Genomic DNA, 15802 nt, shown 5'->3' with positions numbered 1-15802 from the left:
GGCCCATACCCCTTAAAAGCCCCTCCCCTTCAGGGGAGGGGTTGGGGTGGGGAAGCCCAGCAACGCCACGCCCCGGCACGCGCGCCCCGCCAACGAAACCGTATGTTGCCGAATCGGGGCTTGTCGCATCCGCGCAATCTGCCGCAGAACGATGCTCCAACAGGAGTATTCCCATGCAGCGCACACCCATGTTCCTCGCCGCCGTCGCGGCGATCGCCGCAACCCCGCTCGTCGCGCAGATGCCGACCACCCCGCCCGGCACGCGCAGCGTCGCCAAGGTCGCCGCCGGCACCTACAAGGTCGACAGCGGCCACACCCAGGTCGTCTTCTCGCTCAACCATCTCGGCTTCAGCGAATACACCGGCCAGTTCACACAGCCGACCGGATCGCTGACGATCGACCCGAAGAACCCCGCCGCTGCGAAGGTCGAGATCGTGTTCCCGGTCAACAAGGTGTCGACCACGGTCGCCGCGCTCGACGAGCATCTCCAGAAGCCGGAATTCTTCGATGGCGCGAAATTCCCCGAGGCGCGCTTCGTGTCGACCAAGGTTGCGGTCAACGGCATGAACGCGACGATCACGGGCAATCTGACGCTGCACGGCGTGACCAAGCCGGTCGTGCTCGCAGCGCGCTTCATCGGTGCCGGCCCGTCGCTGTTCGGCGCGCACAAGACCAACGTCGGGTTCGCTGCGACGACCTCGATCAAGCGCAGCGACTTCGGGATCAACGGCTATCTGCCGCTGGTCGGCGACAAGGTCGACCTGACGATCAACGCCGCGTTCGAAGCGGAGTAACGTCCGACGGCATCGTTCGGCCCGACGGGTCGAGCGGTGCCGCTCAGGCTGCGGTCAGTGCCTTGAAATAGCTCGCCGTCTCCGGCGAAACGCGCGACAGCCGGACGCGCAGCCGATCGTCGAACGCGTCCGACGTCTCGCGCCGGTCGCGGTGGAGCATCATCCAGTCGCCAAACTCGCGATGCTCGACGATCTGGTCGACGAGGATGCGAATGTCGCGGTGCCGCGTATCGGCGTAGAGGCTCTCGAGCAGTTCGGCGACGCTCTCTTCCGGGCCCTCGATCACCTGGAGGAACGAATCCTCTTCGGTGTACAACAGCCCGGTGATGCCATCGAGCCCGTTGCGTCCCGACGCCACCCGCAGGATCGCGGTGCAGTCGTCCGCCGCTCGCCCGGTCGTCTTGGTCGTCACGCTGGTATAAATGATCTGACGCATACGGTTTTGCGGTACCACCGATCGCGGCGCTGCACACTGATTTGGATCAGGGCACGCAGGCTCTGGACAGGGGAAGGCGGATCACGCTATTCAGGTTGCAGCCATGAAGTATGTCCAAGCCCTCCGCCTGCTTCGACTTACGCGCCCTTAGGCGCGGACTTCCCGCGTGCGCGTTGCGCACGACGCGCCTGAGGGCCTGATCCAATCCCGTCCCCCTTCTGCCGACGAGACCTATCATGCTGCGCGACCCCTCGACCAAATACCGACCGTTTCCGCAAATCGCTTTGCTCGACCGGCAGTGGCCGTCGCGGATCATCGAGACCGCCCCACGCTGGCTGTCGACCGATCTGCGCGACGGCAACCAGGCCCTGATCGACCCGATGGACGCCGAGAAGAAGACCCGGCTGTTCGACCTGATCGTCAAGGTCGGGATCAAGGAGATCGAGGTCGGCTTCCCCGCCGCGGGCGCGACCGAGTTCGATTTCATCTCCGGGCTGGTCCAGTCGGGCCGCATCCCCGACGACACGCTGATTCAAGTGCTGACACAGTCGCGCCGCGACCTGATCGAGCGGAGTTTCGAGTCGCTGCGCGGGGCGCCGCGCGCGATCGTCCATCTCTACAACGCAGTGAGCCCGGCGTGGCGCAAGATCGTGTTCGGGATGACGCGCGAGGAGGTCAAGAAGATCGCGATCGACGGCGCGATGATCCTGCGTGATCAGGCCGCCGCGCAGCCCGATACCGACTGGTATTTCGAATATAGTCCGGAGACGTTCTCGACCGCCGAACTCGATTTCTCGCTCGAGGTGTGTGAGGCGGTGATGGACGTGCTGCGGCCGACGCCCGACCACAAACTGATCCTCAACCTGCCCGCGACGGTCGAATGCGCGACGCCCAACGTCTATGCCGACCAGATCGAATGGTTCGGGCGGAACATCCGGAACCGGGACTGCGTCGCTTTGAGCCTCCACCCGCATAACGACCGCGGCACCGGCGTCGCCGCCGCCGAGCTTGGCCTGATGGCGGGCGCGGACCGGGTCGAGGGCTGCCTGCTGGGGAATGGCGAGCGCACCGGCAATTGCGATCTCGTGACGGTCGCGCTCAATATGTACACGCAGGGCGTCGATCCGAAGCTCGACTTCTCGGACATCGACGAGATCGTCAGCACGGTGAATTATTGCACGCAGCTGCCGGTCCATCCGCGCACGCCCTATGCGGGCGACCTGGTGTTCACGGCGTTCTCGGGAAGCCATCAGGATGCGATCAAGAAGGGCTTCGCCGCGCAGGAAGCGAAGAACGATCCGCTGTGGGAGGTCCCCTATCTGCCGATCGACCCGGCCGACCTCGGGCGCAGCTACGAGGCCGTGATCCGCGTCAATTCGCAGAGCGGCAAGGGCGGCGTCGCGTGGGTGATCGAGCAGGACAAGGGATTGAAGCTCCCCAAGCGGTTGCAGGCGGACTTCAGCCGCCACGTCCAGCGGCTCGCCGACGAGACGAGCCGCGAACTCAACGCCGCCGACATCTGGGGACAGTTCGCCGCGACCTATCTCGCGCGCGATGCGGACCGGTTCCGGCTGGTCGATTATCAGGAAAGCGGCAGTGTCGGCGACCGGGTGTTCGTCGGGCATGTCGCGGTGGACGGGACCGAGCAATCGATCTCCGGGCGCGGCAACGGGCTGATTTCGGGCGTGATCGCGGCGCTGGAGGGGTCAACCGGGCCGACGCTCGACGTGGTCGACTATAATGAGCACGCGATCGGGCATGGCGCGAATGCGCAGGCGGTCGCCTATGTCGAATGCCGCACGTCGGATGGGCGCACCGTGTTCGGCGTGGGGATTGATGCCGACGTCGCCACTGCGAGCGTACGCGCCGTGCTGAGCGCGGCGAACCGGGTATAATAAAAGCGACAACCACCCCGGCCTGCGCCGGGGTGGGTTTCGCTACCGCACCCGCTCGATCTCACACCCGACCGCGGCGTCCGGATAGACGTCGGGCTTGCTCGTCCGCACCGTCACACGCTCGACGCGCGGGTCGGTGAAGCATAGGGCGGCGATCGCTTCGCACAGCGTTTCCTGCAGGTCGAAGTGACGATCCGCCACCAGCGCGTGAATCCCGCTGCGCACGAAATCATAATCGAGCACCTGATCGATCCGGTCGTCGGCTGGCGGCGCAGGATAGACGACCTCCATCCGCACCGACACGATCACGCGCTGCGGCGCAGCGCGTTCGCCCGGGTGAATTCCCAGCCCCATGACGAGTTCGAGCCCGTCGAGCACGGTGGTGAAGCGGACCGGCTTGGTCATACCCGATTTTCGAACATGACATCGCGGGGCAACGGCAGGAACCGCTGCCCGCAATCGACGAAAAGATTCTGTCCGGCGATCCCGCGCGCATCGAGCAGGAACGCCACCGCGCGCGCCACGTCCTCTGGATCGACGGGCCGGCGCAGCGTGTTGCGCGATGCCACCGCCTGGAATTCCGCCTCGCTCTGGTCCGCGCTCGGGAGCGTCAACCCGGGCGAAACGGCGTTGACCCGGATCCGCGGGCCGAGCGCCTGTGCGAGCATCGTCGTGGCGCCCTCAAGCGCGATCTTGGCGCAACTATAGGCGAAAAAGTCGGGGTTGAGATTGGCGACCTTCTGGTCGAGCACGTCGACCACCGCGCCATCGCCGAGATCATCCTGCGCGGCCAGCGCGCAGGCAAGCAGGACGGGCGCATCGAGATTGACGCGCGCGTGCCGCTCCAGCGACGCGGCGGAAACAGCAGGCGGGGTATCGTAATCGAACAGCGACGCGCTGTTGACGACCGCCATCAGCGGCGCACCGAACCCGCTACGCGCCGCCGCGACCAGCGCGGCGGGGGTCGCTGGGTCCGCCAAGTCTCCGGTCAGCACGATCGATCCGCCGAGCTGCCGCGACAAGGCCTCTGCCTCCTCCGCGGAATTGTGGTGGTGGATCGCGACGCGCCACCCTGCCCCCTCGCCTGAATCCGCCAGATGCCGGGCGATCGTCGCGCCCAGGCGCCGGGCGGCGCCGGTGACGAGAACGGTTCGCTCGGCTTGCATCAGCACCCCATCAGCGCGAGGATTTCCTTCCGGCTGCGCTCGTCGTCGCGGAACACGCCCATCATCCGGCTGGTCACCATCGAGACGCCTGGCGTCCGCACGCCGCGCGCGGTCATGCACGCGTGGTTGGCCTCGATCACGACAGCGACGCCCAGCGGTTTGAGATTGTCCCAAATGCAATTGGCGACTTCCGCGGTCAGCCGCTCCTGCACCTGCAACCGGCGCGAATAGGCCTGCAGGACCCGCGCCAGCTTCGAAATGCCGACCACCCAGTTCGACGGCAGATACGCGATGTGCGCCTTGCCGATGATCGGCGCCATGTGATGTTCGCAATGCGACTGGAACGGGATGTCCTTCAGGAGGACGATCTCGTCATAGCCGCCCACTTCCTCGAACACGCGCTTCAGATGGACTGCGGGATCATCCTGATATCCACTGCAATATTCCTTCCACGCGCGTGCGACTCGCTGCGGCGTTTCGATCAGCCCTTCGCGTGTCGGATCGTCGCCGGTCCAGCGAATCAGCGTGCGCACGGCCTCGGCGACGTCTTCGGGAACGAAAAGCTTTGCGGGCGCGGCCACCAGATCGCCCTCACTCAACGGGGCTCCATCGTCATCCATCGTCGCTCTTTCGGTTGCCGGAACGGCTTTGACGCTACGGCAATCGTCGCGTCGTGCCTGTTGCTATTCAAGGAGCCGAATTGGTCCTGCTTTGCAACTGTATCCTTTGGGTAACGCTGCCCCATCGCTTCCGTAACTACGTATCATTATGCGATTGACGGCGGATTCAACGACACGCTATTTCACAAACCCTACATTCTAAAATGCAGATCCGGCGGGAAGACCGGCACCTGTGGCAGCGAGAGGATGACAGATGAGGAAGTCGGACCTGCTTGGCGCGTCGGCAATCGCATTGCTGTACGCGGCGCCTGCCTTTGCGCAGGATACGCCCCCCACCACGCAAGCGCAGGGCGCCCCCGCTGCAACTTCCGCCGCGCCGCAGATCGATCGCAGTGCGACCGACACCGACGACATCATCGTGACCGCGACCAAGCGCGAGCAGACGTTGCAGGACGTCCCCGTCTCGGTCGCGGTGACCAGCGACGACACGATCAAGAAAGCCAAGATCCACGACTTGATCGACCTTCAGGCGAGCGTCCCCTCGCTCAAGGTCACGCAGTTCCAAAGCGCAGGCCAGACCAACTTCACGATCCGCGGCTTCGGCAACGGCAACGGCAACATCGGGATCGAAAGCTCGGTCGGCGTTTTCATCGACGGCGTTTACCGGTCGCGTTCCGCCTCGTCGATTTCGGATCTTCCTGAGCTCGAGCGGATCGAAGTGTTGCGCGGACCGCAATCGACGCTGTTCGGCAAGAACGTCGCGGCGGGCGCGATCTCGATCGTGACCAAGCGCCCGCAATTCACCTGGGGCGGCAACGCCGAGGCGACCGTCGGCAATCTGGGCAACATCGAGGCGCGCGCATCGATTACCGGACCGATTACCGACACGGTGGCGTTCCGGGTGTTCGGCAGCGTCAACCAGCGCGAGGGATTCTATACCAACCGTCTCAACGGCGTGAAGGTCAACGGTCGTGATCGGCAGTCGCTCCGCGCAGACCTGTTGTTCGAACCATCGTCCAACTTCTCGGTCCGCATCATCGGCGATCTCAACAACATCAACGAAGTCTGCTGCGGCGCGGTGACGATCACCAACGGCCCGCTGACGCAGTTGATTGGCCTCCCGCGATCGATTGGCGGTGTCGGCGGACTCGTCGGCAATGCCGCCACTCCGTTCAACCGCGAAGCCGTCTATAACACCGCGCCTAACAACCGCTTGAACGGCAAGGGCGTGTCGGGCCAGATCGACTGGAACCTCGGCTTCGCCAAGCTGACCTCGATCACCGCCTATCGTCGCCAGACCAACCGCACCGATCTCGACGTGGATTTCACCGGCGGCGACATCTCCAACCAGACTACCGACGACACGATCAAGACGTTCACACAGGAAATCCGGCTCGCGTCGGATTATGCGGGGCCGTTCAACTGGTTGCTCGGCGGCTTCTATTCGGACGAACGGATCAAGACCGGGCGCAACATTCTGTACGGCGCGGACGGACGGCGCTTCGCCAACGCCGCCGCGCTGGCGGCGACCGGCGGCGCGCTGACGGGCACCTCGCCGATCACCCAGCTCGAGGCGCTGCAACGCGCCGGGGGCAATACCACGGTCATTCCGGGCCAGACCTACTTCGCGCAAGGCACGGGCATTCTCGACAATTACCGCCTCAACGACATTTCCTATTCGATCTTCGGGCAAGCGGATTACAAGCTGTTCGAGCGTCTGACGCTGACCGTCGGCGGTGCGTATCTCAACGATCGTAAATCGGCCTTCTCGAATGTCGTGCTGACCGATCGCTTCTCGCAGCTAAACCTGCGCAACGTCCCCGAGCTGGGCTTCCTCCCCTTGCAGATCCTCAACCCGCTTGCCCCCGCCGGGGCGCGGATTCCGACCAACCTGTTCGCGGGGCTCAACGCGCTCCAGTTCTTCTATCCCGACACCGCCAATCACGGTCCGGTCAACTTCCCCAACGCGAGCGAAAGCGGCGTGCTGAAGGGCGACAAATTTACCTATCTGGCGCGCGCCAAGTTCGATTTCACGCGCAACATCAACGTCTACGCGAGCTATTCGACCGGCTGGAAAGCGGGCGCGTACAACCTTTCGTCGGATAGCCGTCCGCCCAACAACGGCGTCGGTCGCACCGCCGCGCCGGAAAATGTCGAGGTCTATGAAATCGGCGCCAAGGCGCGCTTCAACGGAGGGTACTTCAACGTCGCCGTGTTCGACGAGAAGATCAAAGGCTTCCAGTCGAACGGCTTCACCGGGACCGGCTTCGCGCTCGTCAACGCGGGCAGCCAGTCGGTCCGCGGGGTCGAAGCCGAGGCCTCGTACAAGCCGTTCCGCGCGCTGCTGCTCAACGCGTCGGGCACGTATCTCGATGCGAAATACGACAGCTTCACGCGCGCGCCGTGCTTCGCGTTCGATCCCCGCTGCCAGGTGGCCGCAGGGTCGCCCGCCGGTACGCTCGCCCCGCAGTTCCGCGACCTGACCGGCGCACGGCCGGGCGGCGTCCCCGAATTCTCGGGCAACGTCAACGCGACCTATACGCAGCAGATCACCGACCGGATCAGCGGCTTCCTGCGCGGCGAATTCGTCTACACCAGCAAGACGGCGCTGACCGACACCGTCCCCGCCTCGATCGCCAGCGCCGAGGTCAAGACCGTCAACGCGAGCATCGGGCTCGACCTGCCCGACGCGTTCCAGATCCAGGGCTGGGTCCGCAACCTTGGCAACGACAATTACTTCCTGTCCGCGTTCAACACGGTGATCCAGTCGGGCAGCTACAGCGCATACATCAACGAACCCCGCACCTATGGAATCACGCTCCGCAAGGGGTTCTGATCCCGCCCAGACACGATGGACGGCCTGCCGCTCGGGACGAGGGGCAGGCCGTTTGCGTTGGACGGTGCAACGATCCGGCGGTTCGCGCGCTGATGCTCCACGTCAACGGAGACACGCGATGACAGAGCTGAAAAAGGGTGACGCGGTCACTTGGAAATCTCACGGCGGCACCGCGCATGGTGTTGTCGAAAAGAAGCAGACCAGCCCGACCGAGATCAAGGGTCACAAGGTCGCCGCCTCGCCGGAAGAGCCCCAGTTCATCGTAAAGAGTGACAATGGCGGCAAGGCAGCGCACAAGAGCGCAGCGCTCGACAAGGCGTGAAACCGATGTCGGCTGTAACGACACACCAGGAAGGACCAAAAAAATGGCCAAGACCCCAACCGCAAAGAGCGACGCCCCCAAGACCGGCGGCATCTTCGCGCCTATCCAGCCATCGCCCGAACTCGGTGCGATCGTCGGCAACGACAAGCTGCCGCGCAGCGAAGTGATCAGCAAGGTCTGGGAATATATCAAGAAGCATGACCTGCAGAACCCCGAGAACAAGCGTGAGATCGTCGCCGACGAAGCGCTGAAGAAGGTGTTCGGCAAGGACCGCGTGACGATGTTCGAAATGAACAAGCATCTCGCGGGCCACATGAAGGCGTAAGACCGCGTTCACCGGTTCCGAAACGGCCGCGACACCCCTGGGTGCCGCGGCCGTTTCCATATGCGTTTGCCTCGACCGCGAAAGACGCTACCAATCCGCATGCGCAGCGACGATGCCGACACGCCGAAATATCGCCTGCGTCGCCAGAGCCGTACGCCGGTATGGCTGTCGCTGTCGTGGCGTGCGTTGCTGGCGCTGGCGTTGCTCGGGGTAGCGCTCGCGGTCCATTGGTTCGACCGCGACGGGCTCCGGCAGAATTCGGGCGAACCCGTCACCTTTGCGGATATCCTGTATTTCACGATGATCACCGTGACGACGGTGGGATACGGCGATATCGTGCCGGTGACGCAGCAGGCGCGGATGTTCGATACGTTCGTGGTCACGCCGATCCGGCTGTTCGTATGGCTGATCTTCCTGGGGACGGCGTACGATTTCCTGTTGAAACGCGTTTGGGAGAAATGGCGAATGACGGTGATCCAGCGTCGTCTCACCGATCATGTCATCGTGACCGGCTACGGCACCAGCGGGTCCGAGGCGGTGCGCGAGCTCGTCCGGCGTGGTGCCGATCCGCAGACGGTCGTGGTGATCGACGATTCCGCCCGAGCCTTGCAACAGGCGGAGGCCTGCGGCGTGACGGTGATGGAGGGCAACGCCACGCGCAACGCCGCGCTGGAAGCGGCGCGGATCGAAACCGCGCGCGCGGTGATCGTGTCCGCCGGGCGCGACGACACGTCGATCCTGATCGTGCTGACCGCGCGGCGGCTGGCGCCCGACGTGCCGATCAGCGTGGTGATCCGGTCGCAGGACAATGAGGCGATCGCGCATCAGGCGGGCGCCAACACCGTGATCAATCCCGCGAGCTTCGCGGGCCTGTTGCTCGCGGGGTCGACGCACGGCGCGCACACCGCGGATTACATGGCGGATCTTGCCGCCGCCGGGGGGCGGGTCGCATTGCGCGAACGTGCCGTCGGAGCGGACGAAGTGGGCAAGCCTTTGTCCGGCATCACCACCGGCCTCGGCCACCGGATCTATCGCGGGCAACAGGTCTTCGGCTTCTGGGAGCCCGAGGCGGGTCGGCTGGAGGCGGGCGACCAGATCGTCGAAGTGGTGCCGCGCGCCGAGGGGTAACGCTATCCGCGGCGGAAGACCGCGGCGGCGATGTCCTGCTCGGTCGCGACATGCTCCTCGATGATGCAGCGGAGGTTGAGCCCGCTGATTCCGCGATCCGAAACCACACTCGCCTGCGCGACGTTGAGGCCATCGGTGGAGGCGCGTTGCGCCCCCTCCCCGGCGAGCGCATGCGGATGCCGCACGTGATAGGCGTAGCCGCCGGTCGTGGCGACGACCCGGTTGCGGTCATCGATGATCGAGGCGATCCCGTGCGCAGCGGTCTTGTCGACCACGCGCATGATCGCATCCGCCTGCCCCTCGAAATCGAACTCGAGGTAGCAGACACCGATCGTGGCGCCTTCGATCCGGACCGGCGCGACATAGACGACCACCTTGCGATCGTCCGACCACGGGTTCTGCCAGACCTCGTCGGTCATCCACCCGACATCGGGCGCCGCCGCCATCGCGCGCTGGAACTGACCGTATCCCTTGAAATTGACGCCGAGCACCGCTGCATTTTCATGCGCGCACGCGGCGATGTCGCCATCGCCGTTCACGACGAACGCATTAAGGAAATACGGCGAGCAGCCGAGCAGCGCGCGCAGCCGGTCGACCGCGCGCGCCGCGATCCGCGGCGATGCCTGGTCGACCATCAACGCTTCGACGATCGAATAATCGGTCGCCAGCATCCGCACGTCGATCGACCGGTCGTACAAGGTCCGGGCCAGCGTATCCGCGATCGATTGCGCGAGATCGGCAAGGCGCCCGCCCTCGATCTCGCGCGCAAGCTCATCCGCAATCGCGGTGCCTTGCTGAAGGTAGCCCAGCACCTCGTCGCGGAAGCTGGACGCGGACGTCCCCGCCATCCCGGCGAGGGTCTTTACTTCCTGCGCCACGACGGTAAAGCCGCGCCCCGCATCCCCGGCACGCGCCGCTTCGATCGTGGCGTTCAGCGCGAGCAGATTGGTGTGTCCGGCGATCACCTCGGCCTGACGGACGTGCGCGGTAACCTGGTCGCTCAACGTGGTCAGCAGGGAGCGTATGCGTCGGGGCATCGGGATCTTTCTTAAACAATTCGATGATTTTATCGCGGCATCGTTAAAATGGAATTGCGCCAGTGCGGCGTTCGGCGATCGAAGCAGTGCTAGGCAACGCCGCAGTGCGGGTATAGATCTGAGCGATGCGCACGCTCGGCTTCCCCGCTTTCTTCATCCCGTTCCTGGTCGCGGGTGTCGCCCACGCCGACTGTCGCGTCAGCGCGATCGACGCCGTCCCCGAACGCGCCCAGCTCCACCTTCCCGTCCCGGCCCCTGCCGCGGCGATGCCGCTCGTCCTCCTGTTCCACGGGAGCACGGGGACCGGGACCGAGATGTTGCAGGAGAGCCGTCTCGCCGAGACGGCGGACCGGCACGGTTTCATCGTCGTCGCGCCCGACGGCGGGATTCGATCGGGGCGTGGCTATGTGTGGAACATCCCCGGTGTACCGACCGTGACGGGTGCCTTGCCCACAAAGCGCGACCGCAACGACGTGGCGTATGTTTCGGGCCTGATCGACCGGCTGGTCGCGACAGGCTGCGTCGATCGTCGTCGCGTCTATGCGACCGGATTGTCGGGTGGCGGGCGCATGACGTCGCTGCTCGGTTGCGTCGTGCCCCGGCGCTTCGCCGCGATCGCCCCCGTCGTCGGCTTGCGCGCCGGGCGGCCCCGCAAGTCCGACCCCAAGCAGGCGGACGCCAAGACATGCCGTCCCGACGCACCGCTACCGGTGCTCGCCTTTTCGGGCGATGCCGACACGACCAATCCGATCCAGGGTGGCGGCGCCTCCTATTGGCAATATTCGCAAGCGATCGCGTTGCAACGCTGGGCGGCGCTCAACCATTGCAGCGAACCCTATGCGCGCAACATCAGCGCAACGGTGTACGAACAGGGCTACGCCCGCTGCCCGGGCACCACGAAGACCGCGGTGCGCGTGACCCGCGGCGGCCAGCACAGCTGGTCGGTCGTGGACAATGAAGCGCTGTGGACGTTCCTGGCACAGCACAGCCGCTGACCGGACTGCCTCCCCGTAGGCTTGCGTCGATGCGCATCGCGACCGGCGCATGCGACGGACAAACCCTATATTTTCGAAAATAATTTTGCTGAAACAATCGCGATTGTCACATTGCGCCACCAAGGGGAGCGACGTCGCCGTTTCGGCGAGATGAATTCCCTGGGGGGCCCATGCTGAAGACTGTTCTCGCCACCGGCACTGCGCTGGTCGCTCTGTGCGCCGCCTGTGCCGCACCCGCGCACGCGCAAACGACCGACACGCCGCCGGCTGCCCCTGCCACCGCCACGCCAGCGCCGACCGACAAGGCTGCGGCCGATGCGGCGGATCAGGTCGGAACCGACATCATCGTCACCGGGTCGACCCGCGCACAACGCCGCTTCGACGTGTCGTACGCGATCAACACGATCTCGCGCGAAGACGTTGAAAAGATCGCGCCCGTCAACTTCGCCGATCTGATCGGCCAGCTTCCCGGCTTCCAGACCGAGATCACCGGCGGCGAGGTACAGAACATCTACCGCATCCGCGGCTTGCCCAACGATGGCGGCTTCGTCAGTTTCCAGCAGGACGGCCTGCCGCTGTTCCATGAGAATGACGGCGTGTTCTTCCGCGGTGACGCGATCCTGAAGCAGGATCTGATGACCGATCACGTCGAAGTCGTGCGCGGTGGGCCGGCGCCGGTCTATGCCAGCTATTCGGGCGCGATCGTCAATGCGATCACGGTAACCGGCCGGGATACCACTCGCGGACGGGCGCAGGTGACGCTCGGCGACACCGGGCTCTACCGGCTCGATGCGTATCAGGCCGGTGCGATTTCGAGCGACACCCATTATGCGGTCGGCGGCTTCCTGCGCTATCATGACGGCTATCGTGACAATGGTTTTCCCAACGACAAGGGGGGCCAGATCCGCGCCAACCTCACGCATGATCTCGACAATGGGACGATCAAGCTCAACGTCAATTACGTCAACGATCACAACGTTTTCTATCTTCCGATCCCGACCGCGGACCCGCGCAACCCAAACGTCAGCCTGGATCCGTACATCGACTTTTTCAGCGGGACGATGAACTCGCCCGCACTGCGCAACGTCAACCTGAAGAACCGGGACGGCGCTGGCGTCATCCAGAACCGGACGAGCGACCTGTCGGACGGGCGTCATATGCAGATGATCAACTTCGGCGCGCAATATGATGCCGATTTCGATGGCTGGCTGGTTTCGGCAAAGGGCGGCTTCACCAAGGGCAAGCTCGATTTCACCGCCTTCTATTCCACCACCAACCCGGTCGACGGAACGGCCTTCGCCAACAGCTATCTCGCACGGACGACCGCGGCGTTCGGTGCCGTCTCGCGGCTTGGCTATGTGCTGGCGGGGACGAACACGGTGTACAACCCGAACAGCGCCTCCGGGCTGGTGATGCAGGGGCAGTATCGCGACATCCATTCGAGCTTCTATTCGGCGCAGACCAACCTGTCGGTCGCCAAGCGGTTCGAAACCGGCATCGGCAGCCATGACCTGAAACTCGGCTTCTACGGCAGCCTGTACGGGGAGGACAGCCGCACCCAATATCAGAACTATCTGATCGAGGTTGCGGGCAAGCCCCGCACGCTCGACCTCGTCGCCTATTCGGCGGCCGGCACCGCGCTCGGGCGCGTGACCGACAACGGGGTGCTCAACTATTCCGCCACGCTCAGCCAGGGGGATTCGGATGCGAAGATGTTCGCCTTCTACGCCAACGATACGTGGGAGATCGTGCCGGGGCTGCGCATCGACGGCGGGATCCGGCACGAACGCTATAGCTACACAGGCTATGCCGCGCTGACCGCGCAGGCCAATCTCGGCGACGCGACGACGCTGGCCGACGACACCACGCGCGCGTTCACGGGCGCGATCCTCAACCAGAAACTGTCGCCCACCGCGACCAACTGGACGGTCGGCGCCAATTACGACTTCAGCAAACATATCGGCGTGTACGGTCGCGCCTCGCATCTCGAAACGCCGCCCAGCGTCCAGACGGTGATGAGCATCAACCCGACGATCCTGACCACCGTCGCCGACCAGTTCGAGGCGGGCCTGAAACTCGCGAAGGGCCGTTCGTATCTCTACGTGACGGGCTTCTACACCAATTTCGATCCGCTCAACGCCTCGTTCCTCGCGTTCGACCCGACCACCGGGCGCAACGACGTCAACGTGCCATTCATCGGCCAGGCGAAGGTGAAGGGCGTCGAGTTCGACGGCGCATGGCAAGTGATGCCGTGGTTCTCGCTCAACGGTGCGCTGACGATCAGCGATCCGAAGTACAAGAACTTCAAGAGTTCGAGCGGTGCCGATCCGGCAAAGGCGGAGGGCAACCAGATCGTCCGCCAGCCCAAGGTCTATGGCAACATCCGCCCGAGCTTCGATTTCGAGACCCACAACACCCACGTCTCGGTTTATGGCCGCTACACCTACATGGGGAAGCGGTTCGTCGATCTGTACAACAACACCGCGCTGCCGGCCTATGGCACGGTCGGTTCGGGCGTGACGCTGCGCAACGGGGCGTGGCAGGTCCAGGTGGTCGGCGACAATCTGTTCAACGCGCACGGCCTGACCGAAGGCAACACGCGCACCGATTCGCTAAGCGGCCAGGGGAATGCGGAGGCGATCTACGGGCGCCCGATCTTCGGTCGCAACTTCCGCCTCGTCGTCAGCAAATCCTGGTGAGCGGCCGCCGGGGCATGCAGGCAACGGCGGCGGCCATGCTGATGGCGACGCTCGCCGTGGCGCCTGCCCCGGTGTTTGCCGGGAGTGCCGGCGACAGCGCGACCGAGGCGCTGTCGCACAGGGTATTCCCGCTGTTCGAAGCGATCGGGCACGATGCCCGCGCGATGGCGGCGCTCAAGGCACGGGCGGGGATCGCCGCCGTGCTCGAGGCGCGGCAGACGCGGCGGGAAGCGTGCGAACAGGACCTGCCATGCCGTGCACGCGCGATGCTCTGGAGCGATACCGAAACCGCAGCGGTCTCGGCGGCGATCCCCGCCGACGCATCCGCCGCGGACGACGGCGCGGCGGCGCAGTCGCGTCGCGAACTGGTCGGCATCAATACGATCATCCGCACCTATGCGCTGGGCGAGGTGCCCCGCTACCCCGACATCGACGGCCCCGGGACGGTCGATCCGCGCGAAGCCAAGGCGCGTCTGCAAGCCGCCGTCTGGCTCGCCGCGACCCCGCGCGCGGGATCGGTGCAAACGGTCGACCCGAGCGTGGATTTCGCGTTGGCCTTGCTCGACGTCAACGACCGGGCCGACGCGGCAGGGTTCGAGCCGCTGACCGGCGGGTACAATGCTGCTGCGGTAAAGCGATCGCGCGGCCTCGCCTGGAACCGCTATCGCTACAGCGCGCTGATCGTCACCGGGGTCGGCCCCGAGACTCCCGACACGCCGCTGAGCGCGTTCGGCAAATATCATTTGCGCCTCGCCGCCAACCGGTTCGCGCAAGGGGACGCGGCGTTTGTCATCGTCACCGGGGGCCGCGCTCATCCGCGCGCGACGCGCTTTACCGAAGCGGTGGAAATGCGCCGCGCGCTGATCGAGCGCTACGCGATTCCCGCCGACGCGATCCTGATCGAACCCTATGCGCGGCACACCACGACCAACCTGCGCAACGCGACGCGGTTGCTGGCCGCGATCGGCGCGCCGCCTGCGATGGAGACAGTGATCGTCTCCAATCCGGGCCAGAGCGCGACGATCGAAAGCCCCGCCTTCGTCGAGCGCAACCGGAGCGAACTCGGCTATCAACCCGGCACCGTCGGGCCGCGCCTGTCGCCGACCGCGCTCGTGTTCCGCCCGGCAACCCAGTCCGCACGGATCGATCCGCGCGATCCGCTCGATCCCTGACCCCGTAGGACGCGAGAGACCATCATGCGCCACCTTGCCCCGCTTGCCGCGATCGTCCTGCTTGCCGTGCCCGCGAGCGTGCAGGCGTGGGGCGGCACCGCGCACAGCGTGATCGACCGGGCCGCGATCGAGGCTATTCCCGCCGACGGTCCGGTGTTCCTGCGCAAATATGAGGAGTACATTGGCCAGTCGGCATCGCTGCCCGACAGCTGGCGCGGCAATGCGGAGAATTTCTCCAAGATCGAGGAAGATCCCAATCACGGCTGGTTCCGCGAACAATTCGCGTTCCTCAAGCCGATCCCGCGGTCGCGCTACGAATTCGTGATTGCGCTCTAAAAACACTATGAGACGATCAAGGACAGCGACCCCGCCGCCGC

Annotated in this window: 15 protein-coding genes; 10 read left to right on the top strand and 5 right to left on the bottom strand. The window is 65.0% G+C overall.

Annotation, left to right across the window (positions count from 1 at the left end; translation table 11 throughout):
- Positions 1-173 precede the first annotated feature (173 nt).
- Positions 174-794: a YceI family protein gene (locus tag QBJ92_RS17705; RefSeq protein WP_277971012.1), complete on the top strand. Its 621-nt coding sequence runs from the start codon at positions 174-176 to the stop codon at positions 792-794.
- Positions 795-837: 43 nt separating this feature from the next.
- On the opposite strand, the gene QBJ92_RS17700 is transcribed toward QBJ92_RS17705, so the two are convergent.
- Entirely contained in the window at positions 838-1230 is a 393-nt protein-coding gene (locus QBJ92_RS17700) for a BLUF domain-containing protein (RefSeq protein WP_277971011.1), read from the bottom strand.
- A 236-nt stretch (positions 1231-1466) separates the two neighbouring features.
- Here QBJ92_RS17700 and leuA point away from each other — a divergent pair, with 236 nt between their 5' ends.
- Positions 1467-3125 (top strand): 2-isopropylmalate synthase, encoded by a 1659-nt coding sequence (leuA, locus tag QBJ92_RS17695; protein WP_277971010.1) that lies wholly within the window; start codon positions 1467-1469, stop codon positions 3123-3125.
- 42 nt (positions 3126-3167) lie between these two features.
- Here leuA and QBJ92_RS17690 read toward each other — a convergent pair whose 3' ends face one another.
- From QBJ92_RS17690 to folE, 3 genes are read right to left on the bottom strand one after another with little or no spacing between them, the layout of a single operon-like run.
- Complete coding sequence (locus QBJ92_RS17690) at positions 3168-3530, bottom strand: dihydroneopterin aldolase (RefSeq protein WP_277971009.1); 363 nt, start codon at positions 3528-3530, stop codon at positions 3168-3170.
- Entirely contained in the window at positions 3527-4291 is a 765-nt protein-coding gene (locus tag QBJ92_RS17685) for an SDR family oxidoreductase (RefSeq protein ID WP_277971008.1), read from the bottom strand. Before QBJ92_RS17685 ends, QBJ92_RS17690 begins: the two co-directional genes overlap by 4 nt.
- Positions 4291-4911, bottom strand: a complete 621-nt coding sequence (folE, locus tag QBJ92_RS17680; protein ID WP_277971007.1) for a GTP cyclohydrolase I FolE — start codon at positions 4909-4911, stop codon at positions 4291-4293. Before folE ends, QBJ92_RS17685 begins: the two co-directional genes overlap by 1 nt.
- A 253-nt stretch (positions 4912-5164) precedes the next feature.
- On the opposite strand from folE, the gene QBJ92_RS17675 reads away from it, so the two are divergent.
- The 4 genes from QBJ92_RS17675 to QBJ92_RS17660 all read left to right on the top strand — a co-directional run bounded on the left by QBJ92_RS17675 (position 5165) and on the right by QBJ92_RS17660 (position 9522).
- The gene (locus tag QBJ92_RS17675; protein ID WP_277971006.1) at positions 5165-7747 is read left to right on the top strand and encodes a TonB-dependent receptor; all 2583 of its coding nucleotides are present in this window, start codon (positions 5165-5167) and stop codon (positions 7745-7747) included.
- A gap of 118 nt (positions 7748-7865) precedes the next feature.
- A complete protein-coding gene (locus QBJ92_RS17670) occupies positions 7866-8069 on the top strand; it encodes a DUF2945 domain-containing protein (RefSeq protein ID WP_277971005.1) in 204 nt (67 codons plus the stop codon).
- A 43-nt stretch (positions 8070-8112) separates the two neighbouring features.
- Positions 8113-8394, top strand: coding sequence for an SWIB/MDM2 domain-containing protein (locus tag QBJ92_RS17665; RefSeq protein WP_277971004.1), 282 nt, complete (start codon positions 8113-8115; stop codon positions 8392-8394).
- 99 nt (positions 8395-8493) lie between these two features.
- Complete coding sequence (locus QBJ92_RS17660) at positions 8494-9522, top strand: potassium channel family protein (protein WP_277971003.1); 1029 nt, start codon at positions 8494-8496, stop codon at positions 9520-9522.
- 2 nt (positions 9523-9524) lie between these two features.
- On the opposite strand, the gene QBJ92_RS17655 is transcribed toward QBJ92_RS17660, so the two are convergent.
- Positions 9525-10559 carry a methyl-accepting chemotaxis protein gene (locus QBJ92_RS17655; RefSeq protein WP_431358431.1) on the bottom strand — a complete coding sequence of 345 codons (1035 nt, stop codon included), beginning with the start codon at positions 10557-10559 and terminating at the stop codon, positions 9525-9527.
- A 125-nt stretch (positions 10560-10684) separates the two neighbouring features.
- Between QBJ92_RS17655 and QBJ92_RS17650 the strand changes: the two genes are divergently transcribed.
- From QBJ92_RS17650 to QBJ92_RS17635, 4 genes are all read left to right on the top strand, one after another.
- Positions 10685-11554, top strand: coding sequence for an alpha/beta hydrolase family esterase (locus QBJ92_RS17650; RefSeq protein ID WP_277971002.1), 870 nt, complete (start codon positions 10685-10687; stop codon positions 11552-11554).
- 170 nt (positions 11555-11724) lie between these two features.
- Positions 11725-14253 (top strand): TonB-dependent receptor, encoded by a 2529-nt coding sequence (locus tag QBJ92_RS17645; RefSeq protein ID WP_277971001.1) that lies wholly within the window; start codon positions 11725-11727, stop codon positions 14251-14253.
- The gene (locus QBJ92_RS17640; protein WP_277971000.1) at positions 14250-15425 is read left to right on the top strand and encodes a YdcF family protein; all 1176 of its coding nucleotides are present in this window, start codon (positions 14250-14252) and stop codon (positions 15423-15425) included. The genes QBJ92_RS17645 and QBJ92_RS17640 overlap by 4 nt, the downstream gene beginning before the upstream one ends.
- Before the next feature lie 24 nt (positions 15426-15449).
- Entirely contained in the window at positions 15450-15761 is a 312-nt protein-coding gene (locus QBJ92_RS17635) for a hypothetical protein (protein ID WP_277970999.1), read from the top strand.
- Positions 15762-15802: the final 41 nt, after the last annotated feature.

Source organism: Sphingomonas echinoides, assembly GCF_029623395.1.
Lineage (GTDB): Bacteria > Pseudomonadota > Alphaproteobacteria > Sphingomonadales > Sphingomonadaceae > Sphingomonas > Sphingomonas echinoides_A.
Note: the sequence above shows the minus strand (reverse complement) of the source record. Positions and strands in the feature narration are given on the sequence as shown.